At 65.3% G+C, this 17,480-nt stretch carries 18 protein-coding genes and 1 tRNA gene; 9 read left to right on the top strand and 10 right to left on the bottom strand.

The window, feature by feature from the left end:
* Positions 1–298 precede the first annotated feature (298 nt).
* The 5 genes from NOG11_RS03430 to NOG11_RS03410 all read left to right on the top strand — a co-directional run bounded on the left by NOG11_RS03430 (position 299) and on the right by NOG11_RS03410 (position 2,632).
* Positions 299–925: a murein L,D-transpeptidase catalytic domain family protein gene (locus NOG11_RS03430; RefSeq protein ID WP_256618231.1), complete on the top strand. Its 627-nt coding sequence runs from the start codon at positions 299–301 to the stop codon at positions 923–925.
* Between the two features lie 66 nt (positions 926–991).
* Entirely contained in the window at positions 992–1,660 is a 669-nt protein-coding gene (locus tag NOG11_RS03425; protein ID WP_256618230.1) for a hypothetical protein, read from the top strand.
* Between the two features lie 75 nt (positions 1,661–1,735).
* Entirely contained in the window at positions 1,736–1,984 is a 249-nt protein-coding gene (locus NOG11_RS03420; protein WP_256618229.1) for a hypothetical protein, read from the top strand.
* Between the two features lie 9 nt (positions 1,985–1,993).
* Positions 1,994–2,470: a hypothetical protein gene (locus tag NOG11_RS03415; protein WP_256618228.1), complete on the top strand. Its 477-nt coding sequence runs from the start codon at positions 1,994–1,996 to the stop codon at positions 2,468–2,470.
* An 85-nt stretch (positions 2,471–2,555) separates the two neighbouring features.
* Positions 2,556–2,632, top strand: a tRNA-Lys gene (locus NOG11_RS03410).
* 220 nt (positions 2,633–2,852) lie between these two features.
* Here NOG11_RS03410 and tgt read toward each other — a convergent pair.
* From tgt to queA, 4 genes are all read right to left on the bottom strand, one after another.
* Positions 2,853–3,980 (bottom strand): tRNA guanosine(34) transglycosylase Tgt, encoded by a 1,128-nt coding sequence (tgt, locus tag NOG11_RS03405; protein ID WP_256618227.1) that lies wholly within the window; start codon positions 3,978–3,980, stop codon positions 2,853–2,855.
* A gap of 107 nt (positions 3,981–4,087) precedes the next feature.
* Positions 4,088–4,369: a hypothetical protein gene (locus NOG11_RS03400; protein ID WP_256618226.1), complete on the bottom strand. Its 282-nt coding sequence runs from the start codon at positions 4,367–4,369 to the stop codon at positions 4,088–4,090.
* A 76-nt stretch (positions 4,370–4,445) separates the two neighbouring features.
* A complete protein-coding gene (locus NOG11_RS03395) occupies positions 4,446–5,867 on the bottom strand; it encodes a sensor histidine kinase (protein WP_256618225.1) in 1,422 nt (473 codons plus the stop codon).
* A gap of 136 nt (positions 5,868–6,003) precedes the next feature.
* The gene (gene queA, locus NOG11_RS03390) at positions 6,004–7,068 is read right to left on the bottom strand and encodes a tRNA preQ1(34) S-adenosylmethionine ribosyltransferase-isomerase QueA (protein ID WP_256618224.1); all 1,065 of its coding nucleotides are present in this window, start codon (positions 7,066–7,068) and stop codon (positions 6,004–6,006) included.
* Positions 7,069–7,458: 390 nt separating this feature from the next.
* Here queA and NOG11_RS03385 point away from each other — a divergent pair, with 390 nt between their 5' ends.
* From NOG11_RS03385 to NOG11_RS03370, 4 genes are all read left to right on the top strand, one after another.
* On the top strand, positions 7,459–8,172 hold the full coding sequence (locus NOG11_RS03385) for an outer membrane beta-barrel protein (RefSeq protein ID WP_256618223.1): 714 nt from the start codon (positions 7,459–7,461) through the stop codon (positions 8,170–8,172).
* Positions 8,173–8,374: 202 nt separating this feature from the next.
* Complete coding sequence (locus NOG11_RS03380) at positions 8,375–9,049, top strand: DUF1013 domain-containing protein (protein WP_256618221.1); 675 nt, start codon at positions 8,375–8,377, stop codon at positions 9,047–9,049.
* Between the two features lie 332 nt (positions 9,050–9,381).
* Entirely contained in the window at positions 9,382–10,122 is a 741-nt protein-coding gene (locus NOG11_RS03375; RefSeq protein WP_256618220.1) for a DUF4197 domain-containing protein, read from the top strand.
* A 39-nt stretch (positions 10,123–10,161) separates the two neighbouring features.
* On the top strand, positions 10,162–11,568 hold the full coding sequence (locus tag NOG11_RS03370) for an FAD-binding oxidoreductase (protein ID WP_256618219.1): 1,407 nt from the start codon (positions 10,162–10,164) through the stop codon (positions 11,566–11,568).
* Positions 11,569–11,722: 154 nt separating this feature from the next.
* Here the strand turns inward: NOG11_RS03370 and NOG11_RS03365 are convergent, their stop codons facing one another.
* The 6 genes from NOG11_RS03365 to NOG11_RS03340 all read right to left on the bottom strand — a co-directional run bounded on the left by NOG11_RS03365 (position 11,723) and on the right by NOG11_RS03340 (position 17,441).
* Entirely contained in the window at positions 11,723–13,153 is a 1,431-nt protein-coding gene (locus tag NOG11_RS03365; RefSeq protein WP_256618218.1) for a pyruvate dehydrogenase complex dihydrolipoamide acetyltransferase, read from the bottom strand.
* 4 nt (positions 13,154–13,157) lie between these two features.
* Entirely contained in the window at positions 13,158–13,631 is a 474-nt protein-coding gene (locus NOG11_RS03360; RefSeq protein WP_256618217.1) for a DUF805 domain-containing protein, read from the bottom strand.
* 3 nt (positions 13,632–13,634) lie between these two features.
* A complete protein-coding gene (locus tag NOG11_RS03355) occupies positions 13,635–14,111 on the bottom strand; it encodes a DUF805 domain-containing protein (protein ID WP_256618216.1) in 477 nt (158 codons plus the stop codon).
* Positions 14,112–14,352: 241 nt separating this feature from the next.
* Complete coding sequence (locus NOG11_RS03350) at positions 14,353–14,913, bottom strand: hypothetical protein (RefSeq protein WP_256618215.1); 561 nt, start codon at positions 14,911–14,913, stop codon at positions 14,353–14,355.
* A gap of 113 nt (positions 14,914–15,026) precedes the next feature.
* Entirely contained in the window at positions 15,027–15,902 is an 876-nt protein-coding gene (locus NOG11_RS03345; RefSeq protein ID WP_256618214.1) for a DUF4349 domain-containing protein, read from the bottom strand.
* Positions 15,903–16,055: 153 nt separating this feature from the next.
* The gene (locus NOG11_RS03340; protein ID WP_256618213.1) at positions 16,056–17,441 is read right to left on the bottom strand and encodes a pyruvate dehydrogenase complex E1 component subunit beta; all 1,386 of its coding nucleotides are present in this window, start codon (positions 17,439–17,441) and stop codon (positions 16,056–16,058) included.
* Positions 17,442–17,480 lie beyond the last annotated feature (39 nt).

The following is a 17,480-nucleotide window of genomic DNA, read 5'->3' as shown; positions in this document are numbered from 1 at the left end:
CACGGGAGAGGTCGAAATCTACTGATTTCGGGTGAGGGCCTCGGCAAAGCCGTTCTGCTGCATCTGCCATCAAGACCTGCGCTCAGAACCCCTCACCCTCGGTCCCTCTCCCGCCAGTGGGAGAGGGAGGCGCAAGCGGATACCGAGAGCGATCAACATGTTTTGATGACATGATCTCCACTTAGACCCCCATCCCCTTCCCAAACGCGTGATGATCCCCATCTCTAGAAGATAGCAGGACCGCCCGGCGACGCTTCGGGGCAAGAAGCAGCGCGGCGGATCAGTCAGGGGATCATTCATGTTCAAGCGTTTCGCCGCTCCGCTCGCGGCACTTCTCGCCATTTCGCTGTCCACAGCCGAGGCAGGCTCGGCCAGCGTTTCGACCACCGCCGCCGCCGAGCTGCATCTGCAGGGCGCAGGGCTCTCTCGCCTGGTTCTGGCCGAGGCCTTGGCCGCCTATGCCGAGAACTCGGACCGCATCGCCAACCAGCGCTATATCGGTGTCATCGACTACTCTAGGCACTCTAGCGAGCCGCGCTTCTGGCTCTACGACATGGAGACCGGCGAGACCGACGTGCTGCTCGTGGCCCATGGCCGCAACTCCGACCCGAGCCATTCCGGCGTGCCGACCACGTTCTCCAACGAGCCCGGCTCGCGCATGACCTCGCTGGGCGCCTATGTCACCGCCGAGACCTATCACGGCAAGCACGGCTACTCCTTGCGCCTCGACGGCCTCTCGGACAGCAACAGCCGCGCCCGCGAGCGCGCCATCGTCATCCACGGCGCCGACTACGTGGCGCGTGGCCGTCACCTGGGACGAAGCTGGGGCTGCCCGGCGCTGGAGCGCGGGGTCTCGGAGGAGGTCATCGACAAGATCAAGGACGGCGCCTTCCTCTATATTCACGGAACGGCCAGTCAGGCCTGAGCGCGGTTGGATTGGTAACCTCCACCCTTTAAGGGGCGGTGTTGCCGCCCCATGGAGCCTCGCAGTTTGAACGCCTTCGCGCTGATCAGAGCCGGTCTTGTCGCATCGGGCCTCGTCGGTGCGGCTGTCCTGGGCCGCAAGGCCATCGACAACCAGATCAAGCGCAAGATGTCCGACGCCACGGTCGAGGCCGTGCGTCTCGCCGAGGAGGAGCTCGACCGTTCGGTCCAGTCCGTCATGCGCGAGAGGATCACCCAGTTCCTCCGCACCACCGCGGTCAAGTTCCTGCTTCTCGGGATCGTCGTCGCCTTCTTCGCGGTCGACTTCCTCAGCCTTGCCGGGCTTCGCGTGGCCGTCGTGGGCCTGGGTGTCAGCTACATCGCCTTCGACCTGAAACAGTCCCTGCCCCAGATCCTTCCTGCCGTTCAGTACGCCAGGAAGCACCGCTTCCGCACCCGCTCCATGGTCACCGACGCCGTGGCCGCGGCCGCCTTCGAGAAGGCCTATGAGCAGGCCCAGGAGCGGCTGTCCGGTCAGAAGGGCCAGCACTGGATCACCCTGTCGAGCTACAACCACCATGACCTCTCCTCGGAGATCGCCGAAGCGGTGGCCGAGGTCGCGCGCCACGCCTCCTATGACAAGGTGAAGCCCCGTGCGCTGCTCTTCGGAGGCTTCTGCGCGGTGCTGTCGCTCACCTATGCAGGCATCGCCTTCTTCCTCGTCCATATGTCCTGAGGAGCCAGGAGGAGGGAACTTTTTGCCGCCCCTCCTATTCGATAGACGTTGCGTGTCGGCAAAGGAGGCAGGACCATGGACAGCCGGGTGGAGGAGCTGAAAGGCGCAGTCGAAGAGGTGCGCAACCGCATCCGCACCGCCGCCGACGAGCTTGAGGGGGAGACCGCGGTCGAGGAGCTGCAGAGCGCGGTCAAGATCCTGATGAGCGAGCTCTCCGACCTTCAGACCCAGCTCGAGCGGACCACGCGTAAGAACCCGATGATGGCGCTCGGCGGAGCGCTCGCCGTGGGCTGGCTGCTCGGCAACACCTTCTCCAAGAAGTAGGCTGCCCCCGTGTCGCTCCGCGCCCGGCGCCAGAAGTTCAAACGCCTCGCCGTCAGGATCGAGGTTGGGATCGTCGTGGGTCTTATCGCCCTTACCGGCGCGACGCTCCTGCTGATCTCGCTGATCGTCTATCTCTCGAACCGGATACCGCTCTACCAGGCGCTGATCCTCGTCGCCCTTCTCCTCTTCCTGGTGGCCATCTGCGGCTGGATCGGCGTGCAGGCGTGGGAGGGGCGCCGCATCGCCGCGCAGGAGGAGGCCGGGGAGGAAGCCGACTTCACCGACGCCCTCCCCGACCCCTCCAGCATCGCCGGGCTCGTCCGCCAGGTCAGCTCCGGCCCCATGGGGGTCGCCACCTCGGCCCTGGTATCCCAGCAGCTCAGAAAGTCCCCCGTGACCACCGGGGTGGGGCTCGCCGCCATCGGCCTTCTCATGCTCACCCAGAACCGCCGCCGCGACCTCAAGACGAAGCATCCGGCAGAGTAGCACCCGCCCCGCGCGGATTGCTGCACCGCCCCAAAAACCGGTTGACGCTGCTTGAGGCACCCCTTATTGGCTCACCTTCCTGGATGGGCCCTTAGCTCAGTTGGTTAGAGCAACTGACTTTTAATCAGTAGGTCCTCGGTTCGAATCCGAGAGGGCTCACCATTTTTCTACCTCACGCGCCAAGGGCGCTCCGGCGGGGCGGACCAGTAGGTCCGGACACCCGGTCGGGTGCCTTCCCGCGGCGGCGTTGGTTCTCTCCCCCCTCTGCCTGTCGGCAGCTCCCCCACATGGTGGGGGAGCGAAGAAGCGCCTCGGCCGTTTTTCTACTTCCCTCCCCAATGGAATGGGGGAGGTGCCCGAAGGGCGGAGGGGGCCGCAACCCCTACCCCTTCCTCTCCCGGTGCCGCGCCCTGAATTCCTCAGCAAACTGATCGAACCGGCCCTCTGCGATCGCCTCCCGCATGGCCGCCATCAGCCTCTGATAGAAGTCGAGATTGTGCCAGCTCAGCAGCATCGGGCCGAGATACTCACCGGCGCGGAAGAGGTGGTTGAGGTAGCCTTTGGTGTAGTCGCGGCTGGCCGGGCAGTCGCTAGCTGGGTCCAGCGGCGTCTCGTCGTCCACGAACTGCGCGTTTTTGAGGTTGAGCGGGCCGTCCCATGTCCAGGCCTGACCGTGGCGGCCGGACCTTGTGGGCAGCACGCAATCGAACATGTCGATGCTCCGCTCCACCGCGCCGACGAGGTCCAGAGGCTTGCCCACCCCCATGAGGTAGCGCGGCTTGTCCTTCGGCAGCAGCGGAGTGGTGACGTCGAGGACGCCGAACATCGCCTCGCGGCCCTCGCCTACGGCCAATCCGCCCACGGAGTAGCCGGGGAAGCCGATCTCCTGCAGCGCCTCGGCGGAGCGCTTGCGTTGGTCGGGAAAGACCGAGCCCTGAACGATCCCGTAGAGCGCCTGATGACGTCCGGCTATCTCCTCGAAGGCGGCCTTCGAGCGTTTCGCCCAGCGGACCGAGAGCTCCAGGCTCTCCAGCGACGCCTCTTCGCTGATCGGGAAAGGAGGGCACTCGTCGAGCTGCATCTGAATGTCCGCACCGAGAAGACACTGGATCTCGATCGAGCGTTCCGGTGTGAGCATGTGCTTGGAGCCGTCGATATGGCTCTGGAAGGAGACCCCCTCCTCCGTCAGCTTGCGCATGGCCGAAAGGGACATGACCTGAAAGCCGCCCGAATCGGTGAGGATCGGCCCCTCCCATGTCGAGAACTTGTGCAGCCCACCGAACCTCGCCACCCGCTCCGCCGTTGGCCGCAGCATGAGGTGGTAGGTGTTGCCTAAAATGATGTCGGCGCCCGTCGCCTTCACGTCCCGCATCTGCACGGCCTTCACCGTCCCCGCCGTACCTACAGGCATAAATGCCGGTGTACGGATGGTTCCGCGAGAAGTGGTGATCGCGCCGGTGCGCGCCTGACCGTCGGTGGCGCCGAGGGAGAAGGAGAAAGGTGTGGTCATCCGGGGCGTCTAGCACTGCGCCAGCTGCCTGTCGCCTACGCGCGAGCGTGACCGCAGCGCGGGAAATTGTAGAAAGGCCGACGAGATCAGGCGCGGGCGATCCGTTCCTAGGCGCCCGCTTCGCTGTCGTAGAGGTGCAGGGACTGGTAGCGGATCGGGTAGGTCTCCAGCGCGGCGATGAGATGGTCCGCACCCGGCTCGCTGCCGCGGCCGATCTCCGCCTGGTCCTCGCACTCGACCACGTCGTAGCGGAAGTGCTTGCGGAAGTGCTTCGTCACCGCCTCTTCGAAGCTGCCGAAATCGTCGAACCGGCCGAAGACCCGTGCGTAGCCGCCGGCCGGAGCGCCGGGCACGCCCTCGCAGCGCCGGGCCTTGAAATGGACGGTCATGCCTAGGTCTCTCACGCGCTCGCTCCCAAAAGTTCTGGCGCGCGCCTAGCAGGTGACCCGCAGAACACCAAGGATGTCAGGAAGCAAGAAGCTTACCTGGGTCGGCCTCGATCACCACCTTGAGGCCGTCGCTCTGCCAGTCCCGCTCCATCCTGCCGCCGAGCTGCATGGCGCAGGCTTTCATAAGGCGCGAGCCGTAGCCCTCCCGCGTCGGCTCGCCTTTGCCTCTTCGCAGGCCGCGCTCGTTCCAGGTGATTGTACAGCGCTCGTCCGGCCCCACTTCCCAGCGGAGTAGCACCTCGCCGCTAGCCGCCGGCTCGTCTGAAGCCGGAAGCTCGTTCCGCTCGCTGCCCGTATCGGGAAAGCGCACCACGTTCTGCTCACCGGCGTCGCTACCGGTCGCGAGGGTAGCCTGTCCGACCCGGTCCTGCGCCAGCTTCCAAGCGCCGTATTTGAGGGCGTTGGTGGTCAGCTCGTGAAGGATGAGAGCCATGGGGACGACGGCCTTCCGGTCCAGGTCGAAGTTCCCGCCGCGATGCTCGAACTGGTGCTCGGGCAGGATTTGAGAGCCGACGATCTTCTCGACCAGCTCGTCGGCCCCCATGGACCGGTTGGTGTTGATCCCGGTGGTCATGCCGTAGGCCTTGCCGAGGGACAGGAAACGGCTGTCGAGCTCTGCAGAAAACTCCTTGATCGCCGGGCTGCCGCCCGCCGCGGTCTGGCGGATCATGCTGGAGCCGACGGCGAAGATGTTCTTGATGCGGTGGTCGAGCTCGTTGGCCAGCAGCTCGTAGTGCTCGAGCCCCGCCCTCGCCTCGGTCGCATCGTCCTGCGCGGAGCTGAGGGTCTCCACGGCGTGCTTCGCTTGGGAAGTGGCCCGGAAGAGATAGGCGATCAGAAAGCCCAGGACCAACGCCAACACGCTGAAGAACACCACCAGCCGCGTATTGCTGGACTCGATCCGAGCGGCGGCGAGAGCTTCCCGCGATACCTCGCGGTTTAGTTCTCCGCCGATCAGCAGGCGCAGCCGCTCCATGTCGCTCCGGCCTCGATCCGTTCGAACCAGCGCCAGCGCGCCCTCCCGGTCACCTTCGTCGTAGAGGCGGATGGTCTCCCAAAGCTCGGCGATCTTGGCTTCGCTCAGCGAACGGATGAGGTCGCCCTGAATGTCGGGGAAGATCGCGGTGTAGTGGGAGGAGCTGAGCGCAGCGTCGAGCCGCTGCTCAAGACGGCTCGTTCCCTCCGTGAACGGCTCGAGATACTCGGTCTTCCCAGTGAGAAGGTAGCCGCGCTGCCCGGTTTCGGCATCCAGAAGAGCACTGCGCAAGGCGATCAGCTCCGCGCTGTGCCGCTTGGCCCGGTCGAGCTCCGTACCCTGAAAGCGAATGTCGGAAACGGTGGCGGCAAGAAGGCTGCCGAGGGTGAGAAGAAGGACGGCAAAGCCCGTGAGAACGAACCAGCTTGGCGTTCGGCCGAGGAAAGATTGAACGCGGTCCATCGTCGTCGCTACCCTGTTCTCTGTCTTCTCCCGACGGCGTCCACCTGCGACACTATGCCCTATAGTAAGTCCTCGACGCCCCCTGATCAACCGCAGCAGAGCAGTTCGGGTGCTCAATATCCCTACGGTGTCTAGGCTACTGTAATGCCAGTCTTTTCAAGAGACAAGCGTCTCCGTAGCTAAAGAAGCGGTACTTCTCCTCCACGGCATGGGCGTAAGCTGCCTTCATCCGCTCCGTTCCGGCGTAGCCGCAGACCAGCATGAAGAGCGTCGACTTCGGCAGGTGGAAGTTGGTGAGCAGCAGGTCCGAGGCTGGGAACCGGTCGCCGGGCTTGAGGAAGATGTCGGTGTCCCCGGCGAAAGGCGCTACCTTCGTGCCGTCCCAAGCGCTCTCGAGCAGCCTGAGCGAGGTGGTGCCCACCGCGACGACGCGGCCACCTTTGGCCCGTGCACGGGCGATCGCCTCCGCCGCCTCCTCGCCGACCTCGCCCCACTCTTTATGCATCTTGTGGTCGCCAAGGTCCTCCGTACTTACCGGAAGGAAGGTCCCCGCGCCCACATGGAGGGTCACCTTGGTCTGCTCGACGCCTCTCTTACGCAGCTCTGCCAGAAGCTCTTCGGTGAAGTGGAGCCCAGCCGTCGGGGCGGCGACGCTGCCGGGCCTGTCGGCGAAGACGGTCTGGTAGCGCTCCCTGTCGTCCTCCCGAACGGCTCTCTTTCTCGCGATATAGGGGGGGAGCGGCGGCATGCCCGCCTGTTCGAGGGCCTCGCCGAACGCCTCCGCCCTGGTCTTGAAGAGAAGGCTGGTGGCCATCTGGTCGCGCTCGGTGACCGTGGCCCTCAGCGGGCCGAAGGTCAGGCTGTCTCCCACCTTCAGACGCTTGCCGGGCCTTGCGAAGGCCTTCCAGTGGGCGAAGCCGTTTACGGGCGGCAGGTGCTCGATCAGATTGGCCTCGACCGCCACCCCCTCGCCCTCCTGCCCTTCGCGGGGAAGCCGCCGCCCTTCGAGCGCCGCCGGGATGACCCTCGTATCGTTGAGAACGAGGAGGTCGCCCTCGCACAGTAGGTCCGGCAGATCGGTGATCCGCCGGTCGGCCATCCCCTCCCCCACGTGGAGCAGCCTCGCACCGGACCGCTCCTTGGCCGGCTCCAGGGCGATGAGGTCTTCGGGGAGGTCGAAGTCGAAATCAGCGGTCTTCATCGCTCGCGCTTTGGTTGCTCGGCAGGAGACAGTCAACGAGTGCGGCGCTGTGGTAGCGGGCAGTTTGAACGTTTCAGAGCAGAACCGGCGCCGCAACCACCTCTCCCTCCAGGAGAGGTCAAACCCTTGCCGAAGGCGGGTTTGGGTGAGGGCGTTCTTGATACCAAGCTCAGCCCTCACTCGACATCGAAGATGTCGATCCCTCCCACAGGGAGATATGAGTAAGAGTGCATTCTCACAGAGGGTCACGACAACTTCTGTTTGGAGCCGACCCCTACCCCCTCTCCGCCTCGAACCTCTCGACCAAAAAGCACCGCATTGAACGAGGCCGCTTCACTGCCTAGCAACCTCCGCGCGCTTCCTTGCGGCTAGGCGCAAAAGGGCAGAACCATGACATCTCCGTATCTAGCGGCGCTCGGCGCTGCGCCCCTCCTCCTCCTGTCGTCGGCCTTCGCTCAGGATCAGGGGAAGGTGTATCTCGGCATCGGCGCGGGGGCCGGCGGCTTCCCAGGCGCTTCGGAAACCTTCGAAGTGGAGGTCGTCTCCCTCAGCGACCCGTCGCTCGCCGATCTCTTCGCCGACAGCAACAGCGAGGAGGACCTCGAACTCTCCCCGGCCTTCGCTCTCAAGCTCCTCGCCGGCTACAGGATGACGGATAGCCTCGCCCTCGAAGTGGAGCGGAGCGCCCGCGGCGCCGTCTTCGATGCCGACGAGAACCTCTTCATCGGAACGGTCTATACGGGCGTGAACGCCGTCTTCTACCCGCAGGTCAGAGGCCGCCTCCGCCCCTATATCGGCGTGGGCGCCGGTTACGGGGCGCTGGCTCTTGAAGACGAGTCCTCGTCCAACTCGTTCCCCGGCGAAGAAAGCGACTACGATGGCGTCTTGACGTTCCAGCTCAAGAGCGGTGCGCTGCTTCCCCTCGGACGGAGCCATGCGCTCGGCCTGGAAGCCGCCTACTACATCCAGGACAGTTTCGAAGCCTACACCGACCCGGTTGTGGGCGGCGGCGGCGCCGAGCTCGATCTCACCAGCAGCTTCGAGCTCAACAGCTTCGAGGTCACGCTCAACTACCGCTTCCAGTTCGGTGGTTTCTCCCGCTAGACGATCTCCCCGACCGGCGAGCCGCAGAGGGTGGGCTCGCCGGTATCTGACGGCGTACTTGAAACAGCCTCCAAGTCATTCTAGCTGTCACTGAACCTCCCCAGTCATTCAGCGAAACACCCGCCGGACGACGCGCCGGGAGGGGTCTATTCGTTTGCCCGAGGTTTTAGCCTCGCGCCCCGAACGCTTCTGGAGGCTTCTCATGTCCGACACCCCTTTGATGCCCAAGGCCACCGCCGTCTGGCTGATCGACAATACCGGCCTGACCTTCGATCAGATCGCCGATTTCTGCGGCCTTCATGCCCTTGAGGTGAAGGGCATCGCCGATGGCGACGTGGCCCAGGGGGTGCGCGGCATCAACCCGATCACCAACGACCAGCTTACCCGTGACGAGCTGGAGAAGGCCGAGGCCGACGACGGCTACTTCATGAAGCTGAAGAAGAAGAAGACCGTCGTTCCCCCCGCCAAGAAGCAGTCGCGCTACGTGCCGACCTCGCGGCGTCAGGAGCGTCCCAACGCCATCGCCTGGATCGTCAAGAACCACCCCGAAGTGCCCGACCGGGTGATCTCCAAGCTGCTCGGCACCACCAAGCAGACGATCCAGAACATCCGCGACAAAAAGCACTGGAACCAGACCCAGCTCGAGCCGATGGACCCCGTCACCCTTGGCTTCTGCACCCAGTTCGACCTCGACATGGCCGTGCAGAAGGCCGCCGAGGAGCGCGCTCGCCTGGAGGCCGAAGGTGCCCTCCCCGAAGGCGCCACCCTCCAGCCCGCCGAGGAGACCACCGCCGCACCCCAGGAGGAAGAGGAGGACAACCGCGCCCCCGACCTCGACAAGGTGTTCGCGAACTTCGGCACCTCGAAGGACGAGTAGAACCTCTAGGACGGCTGACTAGCTATAGTCCGTAGGGTAGACGCCGGAAGGCGGCTACCTTGAGAGCTCGCCATCGAGAAAAGGTGGCCGCCTGCCAGCGTCCACCCTACGCCAAAGCGGTCGAAACCAGGACCACCCCGTAGGGCGGACAGCCAAAAGCTGGCCGCATGATGCTGGCGATGGCGCTACGAACGCGGCCAGCTTCGCTGACCGCCCTATGGTGCGGTCTTTCAGGTGCCTCGCCATATGGAAGATGCATCGACCCCAGGCCCGAAGCTCGACAGCCGTTACGACGCAGGGCATGTTCGGTGTTCATCCGGGGAGTTCTCTTCATGCCGTCCAGCCGCCGTTCCGTTCTCTTCCTCCTCGCAGGCGGAGGCGTGGCTGCCTGTACGCCGGGCGACCTCGGCTCGGTGGTCGAGGGCGTGCTCGGCTCGCAAGGCGGCACGGCCCCCGGCGGGCTGTCCCAGGCGGAGGCCGCCGAGGGCATACGCGCAGCCCTGAGCCAGGGTGTCGGCCAAGCCATCGCCCAGGTCGGCAAGGTCAACGGCTATTTCGCCGACCGCGAAGTCCGCATTCCCCTGCCCCCGCGCCTCGCCTCGCTGCAGAGCGACCTGTCGCGCTTCGGCCTTTCGGGCAGCCTCGACGAGCTCGAACGGCAGCTCAACCGCGGCGCGGAGGAGGCAGCGCCCCAGGCCCGCTCGATCTTCAGCGATGCCATCCGCCGCCTGACAATCGCCGATGCCCTCAACATCGTCCGTGGCAGCGACACGGCCGCCACCGAGTACTTCCAGCGCGAGACCACCGAGCCCCTGACCCGCCTGTTCTCGCCGATCATGGAGCAGGCGCTGCAGCGCACCGGCGCCATCCGCACCTTCGATCAGATGGCCGCGCGCCTGTCGAATGTGCCCCTAGCACCGCAGCTTGGCGAGGACGCGAAGCGCGATCTCATCGGCCACGGCGTCGGCCGCGGCCTCGACGGCCTGTTCTACTACGTGGCGAGGGAGGAGCAGGCGATTCGCAGCAACCCAGCCAAGCGGACGAGCGAGATCCTACGGCGGGTGTTCGGCTAGCGGCTTGCCGTTGCAGGCCTGAAGGCGCATCTCTGCGTCATGTTCTCCGCCGAAGCCATTGCCGCCGTCCGCGCCGCCGCCGAGCCGAAATCTGTCCTGCCCGAGGATGCCCATGCACCCCATCTCGAGGAGTGGCGCGGCCGCTGGCCCGGTGAGACGCCGCTGATCCTCGCACCCTCCTCCACCGAGGAGCTGTCGCGGATCATGGCAGCGGCCTACGAGCACGGCGTCGCCATCGTGCCGCAAGGGGGCAATACGGGCCTCGTCGGCGGGGGCGCCGCGAAGGGCGAGGTGATCGTCACAACCAAGAGGATGCGCGCCGTGCGTGACGTCTCGCCGGAGGGTTTCACCATGACCCTCGAGACCGGGATCACGCTTCAGGAGGCGCAGGGGATCGCAGCCGAACAGGACCGCCTCTTCCCCCTCTCCATCGGCGCGGAGGGCACGGCCAATATCGGCGGCGTGCTGAGCACCAATGCGGGGGGCGTGCATGTTCTGCGCTACGGCAATGCCCGCGATCTGGTGCTGGGGCTTGAGGCCGTACTGCCTGACGGGCGCATCTGGCATGGGCTGAACGCTTTGCGAAAGAACAATACGGGCTACGACCTCAAGCACCTTTTCATCGGCGGCGAGGGGACACTCGGCATCATCACGGCGGCTGTCCTGAAGCTATACCCTCAGCCCAAGGAGCACGTCACCGCCATGCTTGCGGTGCCGAGCGCGGAGGCGGCCGTCGCGCTTCTATCTTCGGCGCAAGAGCGCTCCGGCGGACAGCTCGGTAGCTTCGAGATCATGGGAGACTGCATGGTCGAACTGGTGCTCGATCAGTTCCCCGACCTTTCTTACCCCCTCGAGACCAAGGCCCCCTACTACGTGCTGGCCGAGTTCGCCTCTGGGCAGAAGGGCAGCCTGCGCGAGGTGGTCGAGGGCGTTTTGGAGAACGCCTTCGAGCGGGAGCTGGTTCTGGACGGCACGATTGCGAGTTCGGACAGCCAGCGCGAGCAGCTCTGGACCATCCGCCACAATGCCTCCGAAGCGATGAAGCTCGACCCCTCCCCTTGTGTGAAGGCGGATGTCAGCGTACCGATCGCCGCTATTCCTGGGTTCCTGCAGCAGGCTGACGAAGCCGTGCTGCAGATGGAGCCCGGCGCACGGATCATCGCCTTCGGTCATATGGGCGACGGTAACATTCACTACGACATTCTTGGGCCGAAGGATGGCGACCACGGTGTCTGGCGAAGCCGGATGGCGGAGTTCGAGCACCGGGTGCACGATGTGGTGGTGAGCTTGGACGGCTCGATCTCAGCCGAGCACGGCATCGGTCAGCTCAAGCGCGACGAGCTCGTCACACGCAAGGACCCCGTGGAGATGGAGCTGATGCGGACGATCAAGCGGAGCCTGGACCCTAAGGGGCTGATGAACCCTGGGAAGCTGCTGGAGGTGTAGCTACGCTGCCTTCGAAGCCGTCATCCCGGCCGTAACGAAGTGGAGAGCCGGGATCCATGGATCAAATGGATCAAGCATTCGCAACCGTTTGGTCCATGGGTCCCGGATAAGCCTTGCGGCTTTCCGGGATGACGCCTGAACTTAATTTTTCCCCTTAAAGCAGCATGCTCGCCGGGTCCTCGCAGAAGAGCTTGAACTTCTGCAGGAACTGGGCGCCGGTGGCGCCGTCCACCACGCGGTGGTCGCAGGTGAGGGTGACGGTCATCATGGTACGGACCACCATCTCGCCGTCCCTGACCACGACCCGCTCCTCGCCCGCGCCGACGGACATGATCGCGCCCTGGGGCTGGTTGACGATGGACGAGAAGCTGGTGATGCCGAACATGCCGAGGTTCGACACGGAGAAGGTGCCGCCCTGATACTCCTCGGGCTTGAGCTTCTTGGACTTCGCCCGCGCCGCCATGTCCTTGATCTCGGCGGAGATCTGCTTGAGGCCTTTCTGCTCCGCCTTCCAAACGATGGGGGTAATCAGCCCCCCGTCAATGGCCACCGCCACGCCGATATCGACGTGCTTGTGCAGCAGGATGGCCTCGTCCGTGTAGGTCGCATTGGCCTGCGGCACGGCCTTCAGCGCCGCTGCCGAGGCCTTGATGACGAAGTCGTTGACGGAGAGCTTGTAAGCCCCCTCTTCGCCTTTGGCGGGAGATGCAGCGTTGATCTTGGCCCGGAGCTTCATCAGCTCGGTCAGCTCGATATCGACATTGAGCGGGAAGTGCGGGACCTCCTGGTTGAAGCTCTGATGCAGGCGCTTGGCGATGGTCTTGCGCATGCCGTCGTTCTTGACGGCCTCGTAGCTGTCCGCCGGATAGAGGCGCTCGTCGACGCCAGCGACCGGAGCGGCCTGCGGCGCCGCGGCTTCCTGGGCAGGAGAGGCACCCTGCTGCGGCACACCCTCCTTCATCGCCTTCTCGATGTCGCGTTTGACAATGCGGCCGTGGGGGCCGGTGCCCTTGAGGGCTTCGAGGGGGATGTTCTCCTGCTTGGCGATCCGGCGAGCCAGGGGCGAGGCCTTGATCCTGCCGCCGCCGCCGGAGGCAGCGCCGCCGCCGACGGAGCTCTCGGCATGGCCGCCGCCCGAGCCGTAGGAGCTGCGCACCGCCTCTTCGCTGCGCCCCTCGCTGGTGACGGGGCCGGAGCCGGATGAGGCGGGCGTTCCGGCAGAGGCGGCGGCCATGGCTTGATCGGCACCCTTACCTGCCTTGTCCTCGGTCGATGCCTTCGGCTCGGGCTGCGCCTGGCCGCCGCCGGAGAGCGAGGCCTCGTCGATATCACCGGCGCTCTCGCCGTCCTCGAGGATGACGGCGATGGGCGCATTGACCTTCACGCCCTCCGTGCCCTCCTGGACGATGATCTTGCCCAAGGTTCCCTCGTCGATCGACTCGACCTCCATGGTGGCCTTGTCGGTCTCAATCTCGGCGATCACGTCGCCGGAGCTCACCTGGTCGCCCTCCTTCTTGAGCCATTTGGCAAGCGTTCCCTCCTCCATGGTGGGCGAGAGGGCAGGCATCAGGACGGGAATGGGCATTCAGCTACTCCGAGGTGTTTGGCGCCGGACCATAACGATTGTCGCCACGCTGAGAAGGGATCAGGTACAGCCAGAACAGGTGGATGGGCAGGAAGATCAGGATTGTCGAGAAACCGCCGAGCCCGCTCGCGGAAAGCTGATCGTCGGTGGTGACCGGGTCCTTGCCGTCGAACAGCGCCGACCAGCCTCCCTCCGCCGCCGCGTACTCGCCGAAGAAGAAGGCAAAACCTAAGACGTAGAAGGCGTAGAAGACGAGGTTCCACCTGCCTGACCGGCCCATATCGTGAAGCCGCTTCCAGGGTCCGGCCACGAAGAGCGGCCACGCGACGAGGACCATCAAGAGAACGGTGAGGGCGGGGCTGTTCGAGATGTCCGTGATCAGCATCACCGCGAAGAAGGGCGCGAGGAAGTAGAGGGCCAGCCCTCGGCGGTCGATACGGCCCTCCGGCGAGAGGTAGAGGCGCCTCAGCCGCTCCATGCCTCAGGCCTCGGCTTTCGGGTTTGGCCCGAAACGGTTGGCGTTGCTCTGGCCGGGAACGAAGGCGAGGACGGCGATCTGAATGAGCGCGATGAGGCCCGCGATCCGGGCGCTGTCGCCCTCGACCGTGGGCAGGTCGTCACCGCTACGCAGGACATCTACCCAGGCTGCGAGGCGGTCCACCGCCTCGCCGGGACCGGCAACAGGACCGATCGTGCCGAAGAGGAAGATGGCCAGCACCGCGACTGCGTGGACCCAGCCGCTCACACCTAGATCATGCAGCCGGGTGATCGGAGCTGCGAAGTTGGCCGACCAGAGGAGCAGGAGCGCGATAGCGCCGATGCCGAGCTCCGCAACGGGGCCATCGACCATCCGCAGCGCGACCACCGCCACACCGGCCAGGATGTTCGGCATGATCAGATCCCACAGGAAACGGCTGCGCCGCAGCCTTCCCCTCGGATCGATGACGATACCCCTCATGGTGCCCTCTCCCCCGCACCCTGGTCTTATTCAGGCAAAGGAGGCGAGGTTCAAGCGTCAGTGCACTATACACACCAAACCAGCCCCCTCCGCCCTCCGGGCACCTCCCCCACCAGTGGGGGAGGGAAGCAGTACCAACGTTTGGTCTTCTCTTCGCTCTCCCTCGTAGAGGGGGAGCTGCCGGCAGGCTGAGGGGGAGCGCAACAGGCCCTGCGGTGGTAAACTTGAGAACGACCAACTCTTAAAAGGTGGGCTCGCGGCACTCCTTGGGGCTCGAGGGGTTCTCGCGCAGGGTGATGTTGAGCTCGATGCTGTTGCGAGTCGGGCGGTAGTAGCTGCCTGCGACCACCCGCCAGCAAGCCTCCTCGCGGGTGACTAACTCCTTCGTCTCCATGTCGTAGGTCCGCCACTGCAGCGCGCCTGCCTGGTTGCCGATGGCGTAGAACGTGTCCTGCTCGTTAGCGAAGCTGACGAAGAAGGTGGGCTCGGCCAGCCTGCCGAAGAAGCGGCGCTTGCAGCTCACCACAAAGGGTTTGGAGGCGAAGGCGCCGCTCTCGTCCACACTGGCGGGGGCGAAGCGGTTGCCGGGCTCGGCATAGCCCTCGATGACGTTGTCGTCGCCGCAATTGGCGCGCCGGTAGGCTGGGTCGAGGAGGACCCGGACCTCGTCAGGGGGGAAGGAGGACGGGTCGATCTGGCCGCGCAGCCTGGCATCGGACCACTCGGCATCGGTGCGAATGTCCGAGGACGAGCCGCAGCCTGCGAGCATCGCTGCTATCAACACCAACAGAGTGCGCGCCATGACCACTCCCATGCGTCAGCGGCTCGGTCCTCGACCAAAACTCCGTTCTGCACGACGGCGAAACAGCTGCGCAGCCGGAAAGCGCCAAGTTCCAGTGATCGTGATGGGCAGCGTCAGCGCCGCTGAAGGATAGAGCGCAGCAAAAGCCGGAGAACGAAGAGGCCGGGCACGATGATCAGCAGCCAGGGAAGGAACGAGGCAACCGCCGTGATCACGGTGGCCAGGCTCGCCGCCACCACACCGACAAAACCCTGAAGCGCTTCCGCCAGAGGCTGCGCCTTGCGCGGCGTGACGGGCTGCCACTCGGCCTCGTAGGAGATGGTCATCCGGTCCATGCTGACCCGGCCGCGCAGGGCTCGCAGGTAGCTCTCCGTGCTCTCGATCTCGGACTGGACATCCGCGATCTCACGCTCGACCTCGAGCAAATCGTCGATGTCGTCGGTGTCGCGCTCCAGAAGGAGGAGGAGCCGCTCCCGCAGCGTCCGCTTGGCCTCCAACCTCGCCGCCGTGTCGGTGATCTCACGGGTGAGGTCCTCGACCTCTGACTGGAAGCTCTGAACGCTGCCCCCAGCCTCTTCGGTCTGTGCTGCAAGGCCGTCCTTGAAGGCGTTCATATAGGAGCGGCTGGCGGCGAAGCTGAAATAGGCCTCGGCGTCTTCGGTATCGGCGCCTTCTAGGCGGCTGGTGAACACGCGGCACACCGCAGGCCCCGCCTCGAAGCAGGCTTCCTCATGGGTGCGCACCATCTCAGCCACGCGCTGCCAAGGCAGCTCCAGCTCGGCATTGTAGGAGTAGGCGAGAAACTGCGCCGCGCCCTCCTCTGGCGGCGCCGAGGGCACGCTGCGAATGCGCGAACCACTGACGACGATGGCGTCGCTCTCAGCGTATTCGATGCCAGGAGCGGGAGGAGGTGTTTCTCCACCAACACCGCCGTCACAAGCGGCCAGTATTCCAGCACTGGCTAGTAGCGTGATGATTGCGTACTTCACTGGCTCCCCCCGTTCGGCGCCTCAGCACAGTGTCGGCCAATACGCGGAAAGAGCAAGACCGACACAGCAGCTGCGGCGGCCGAACCCCCAGGCCCGCGTTTGAGAGACGACTACTCGCGCCTCCCTGCAAATCTGGCGCGGGCCGAGGAGCTTCTAAATGTAGAGCACTCTCTTCGCAGCCTTCACCACGCGGTCGGCATCGGGGAGGCTGAGGGCTTCGAGGTTCGCAGCGTAAGGAAGCGGCACGTCTTCCTGGGTGACACGGGCCGGCGGGGCGTCGAGATAGTCGAAGGCGGCTTCGGTCACCGACCAGCCGATCTCGGCGCCGACGCCCATGGGTGCCCAGCTCTCTTCGACGGTCACCAGGCGGCCGGTCTTCTTCACGCTCTCCACCACCGTCGCGCGGTCGAGGGGGCGGATGGTGCGCAGGTCCACGACCTCCGCGTCGATGCCCTCCTCTTCGAGCTGCTTGGCGGCGGCGAGGGCCATCATCATGCCGCGGGCGTAGGAGACGATGGTCACGTCCTTGCCCTGGCGAGCCACCTTGGCCTTGCCGATGGGCAGGACGAAGTCGTCCATGTCCGGCACCTCGCCCTTCTCGCCGTAGAGCATCTCGTGCTCCAGGAAGACCACGGGGTTGGGGTTGCGGATCGCTGCCTTGAGGAGGCCCTTGGCGTCGGCTGCTGAGTAGGGCGCGATGACCAGAAGGCCCGGCACATGGCCGTACCAGGGTGCGTAGTCCTGGCTGTGCTGCGCCGCCACGCGGGAGGCGGCGGCGTTGGGTCCGCGGAAGACGATGGGGCAACCCATCTGACCGCCGGACATGTAGCGGGTCTTGGCCGCCGAGTTGATGATGTGGTCGATCGCCTGCATGGCGAAGTTGAAGGTCATGAACTCGACGATCGGCTTGAGACCGGCAAAGGCCGCCCCGACGCCTAGGCCAGCAAAGCCGTATTCGGTGATCGGCGTGTCCACCACGCGGCGTTCGCCGAATTCCTGAAGCAGCTCGCGGGTGACCTTGTAGGCGCCCTGATACTCGGCGACCTCCTCGCCCATGACGAAGACGTCCTCGTCGCGGCGCATCTCCTCGGCCATGGCGTCGCGCAAGGCGTCGCGCACCGTGGTCTCGACCATCTGGGTGCCCTCGGGGATGTCGGGGTCGTTGCCGACCTCCACCTGAAGGGCTGCGGGGGGCGTGTCCTGCTCGGCCTTCTCCTGCTCGGCCGCCGTACCGCCGTCGGAGGCGTGCTGGGCCGGGGTCCTGAGCGCATCCTCGGTGATGTCGCCCGCATCCTCGCCGTCCTCCAGAAGGATCGCGATGGGCGCGTTGACCTTCACGCCTTCGGTGCCCTCTTCGACCAGAAGCTTGCCGACCTTGCCCTCATCCACGGCCTCGACCTCCATCGTGGCCTTGTCCGTCTCGATCTCCGCGATGACATCGCCGGAGGAGACCTGATCCCCCTCCTTCTTCAGCCACTTGGCCAGCGTGCCCTCCTCCATCGTCGGGGACAGGGCGGGCATCAGAACAGGAATGGTCACAGGTATCGTTCCCTCAGTCGTATCGCTCAACCGCTATCG

The organism is Parvularcula maris (assembly GCF_024505085.1).
GTDB classification, from domain to species: Bacteria; Pseudomonadota; Alphaproteobacteria; order Caulobacterales; family Parvularculaceae; genus Parvularcula; species Parvularcula maris.
Note: the sequence above shows the minus strand (reverse complement) of the source record. Positions and strands in the feature narration are given on the sequence as shown.

Coding starts and splice junctions, on each gene's coding strand:
- NOG11_RS03430 (WP_256618231.1), top strand. CDS start 299: ATGTTCAAGCGTTTCGCCGCTCCGCTCGCGGCACTTCTCGCCATTTCG.
- NOG11_RS03420 (WP_256618229.1), top strand. CDS start 1,736: ATGGACAGCCGGGTGGAGGAGCTGAAAGGCGCAGTCGAAGAGGTGCGC.
- tgt (WP_256618227.1), bottom strand. CDS start 3,980: ATGACCACACCTTTCTCCTTCTCCCTCGGCGCCACCGACGGTCAGGCG.
- NOG11_RS03400 (WP_256618226.1), bottom strand. CDS start 4,369: ATGACCGTCCATTTCAAGGCCCGGCGCTGCGAGGGCGTGCCCGGCGCT.
- NOG11_RS03395 (WP_256618225.1), bottom strand. CDS start 5,867: ATGGACCGCGTTCAATCTTTCCTCGGCCGAACGCCAAGCTGGTTCGTT.
- queA (WP_256618224.1), bottom strand. CDS start 7,068: ATGAAGACCGCTGATTTCGACTTCGACCTCCCCGAAGACCTCATCGCC.
- NOG11_RS03385 (WP_256618223.1), top strand. CDS start 7,459: ATGACATCTCCGTATCTAGCGGCGCTCGGCGCTGCGCCCCTCCTCCTC.
- NOG11_RS03380 (WP_256618221.1), top strand. CDS start 8,375: ATGTCCGACACCCCTTTGATGCCCAAGGCCACCGCCGTCTGGCTGATC.
- NOG11_RS03375 (WP_256618220.1), top strand. CDS start 9,382: ATGCCGTCCAGCCGCCGTTCCGTTCTCTTCCTCCTCGCAGGCGGAGGC.
- NOG11_RS03370 (WP_256618219.1), top strand. CDS start 10,162: ATGTTCTCCGCCGAAGCCATTGCCGCCGTCCGCGCCGCCGCCGAGCCG.
- NOG11_RS03365 (WP_256618218.1), bottom strand. CDS start 13,153: ATGCCCATTCCCGTCCTGATGCCTGCCCTCTCGCCCACCATGGAGGAG.
- NOG11_RS03360 (WP_256618217.1), bottom strand. CDS start 13,631: ATGGAGCGGCTGAGGCGCCTCTACCTCTCGCCGGAGGGCCGTATCGAC.
- NOG11_RS03355 (WP_256618216.1), bottom strand. CDS start 14,111: ATGAGGGGTATCGTCATCGATCCGAGGGGAAGGCTGCGGCGCAGCCGT.
- NOG11_RS03350 (WP_256618215.1), bottom strand. CDS start 14,913: ATGGCGCGCACTCTGTTGGTGTTGATAGCAGCGATGCTCGCAGGCTGC.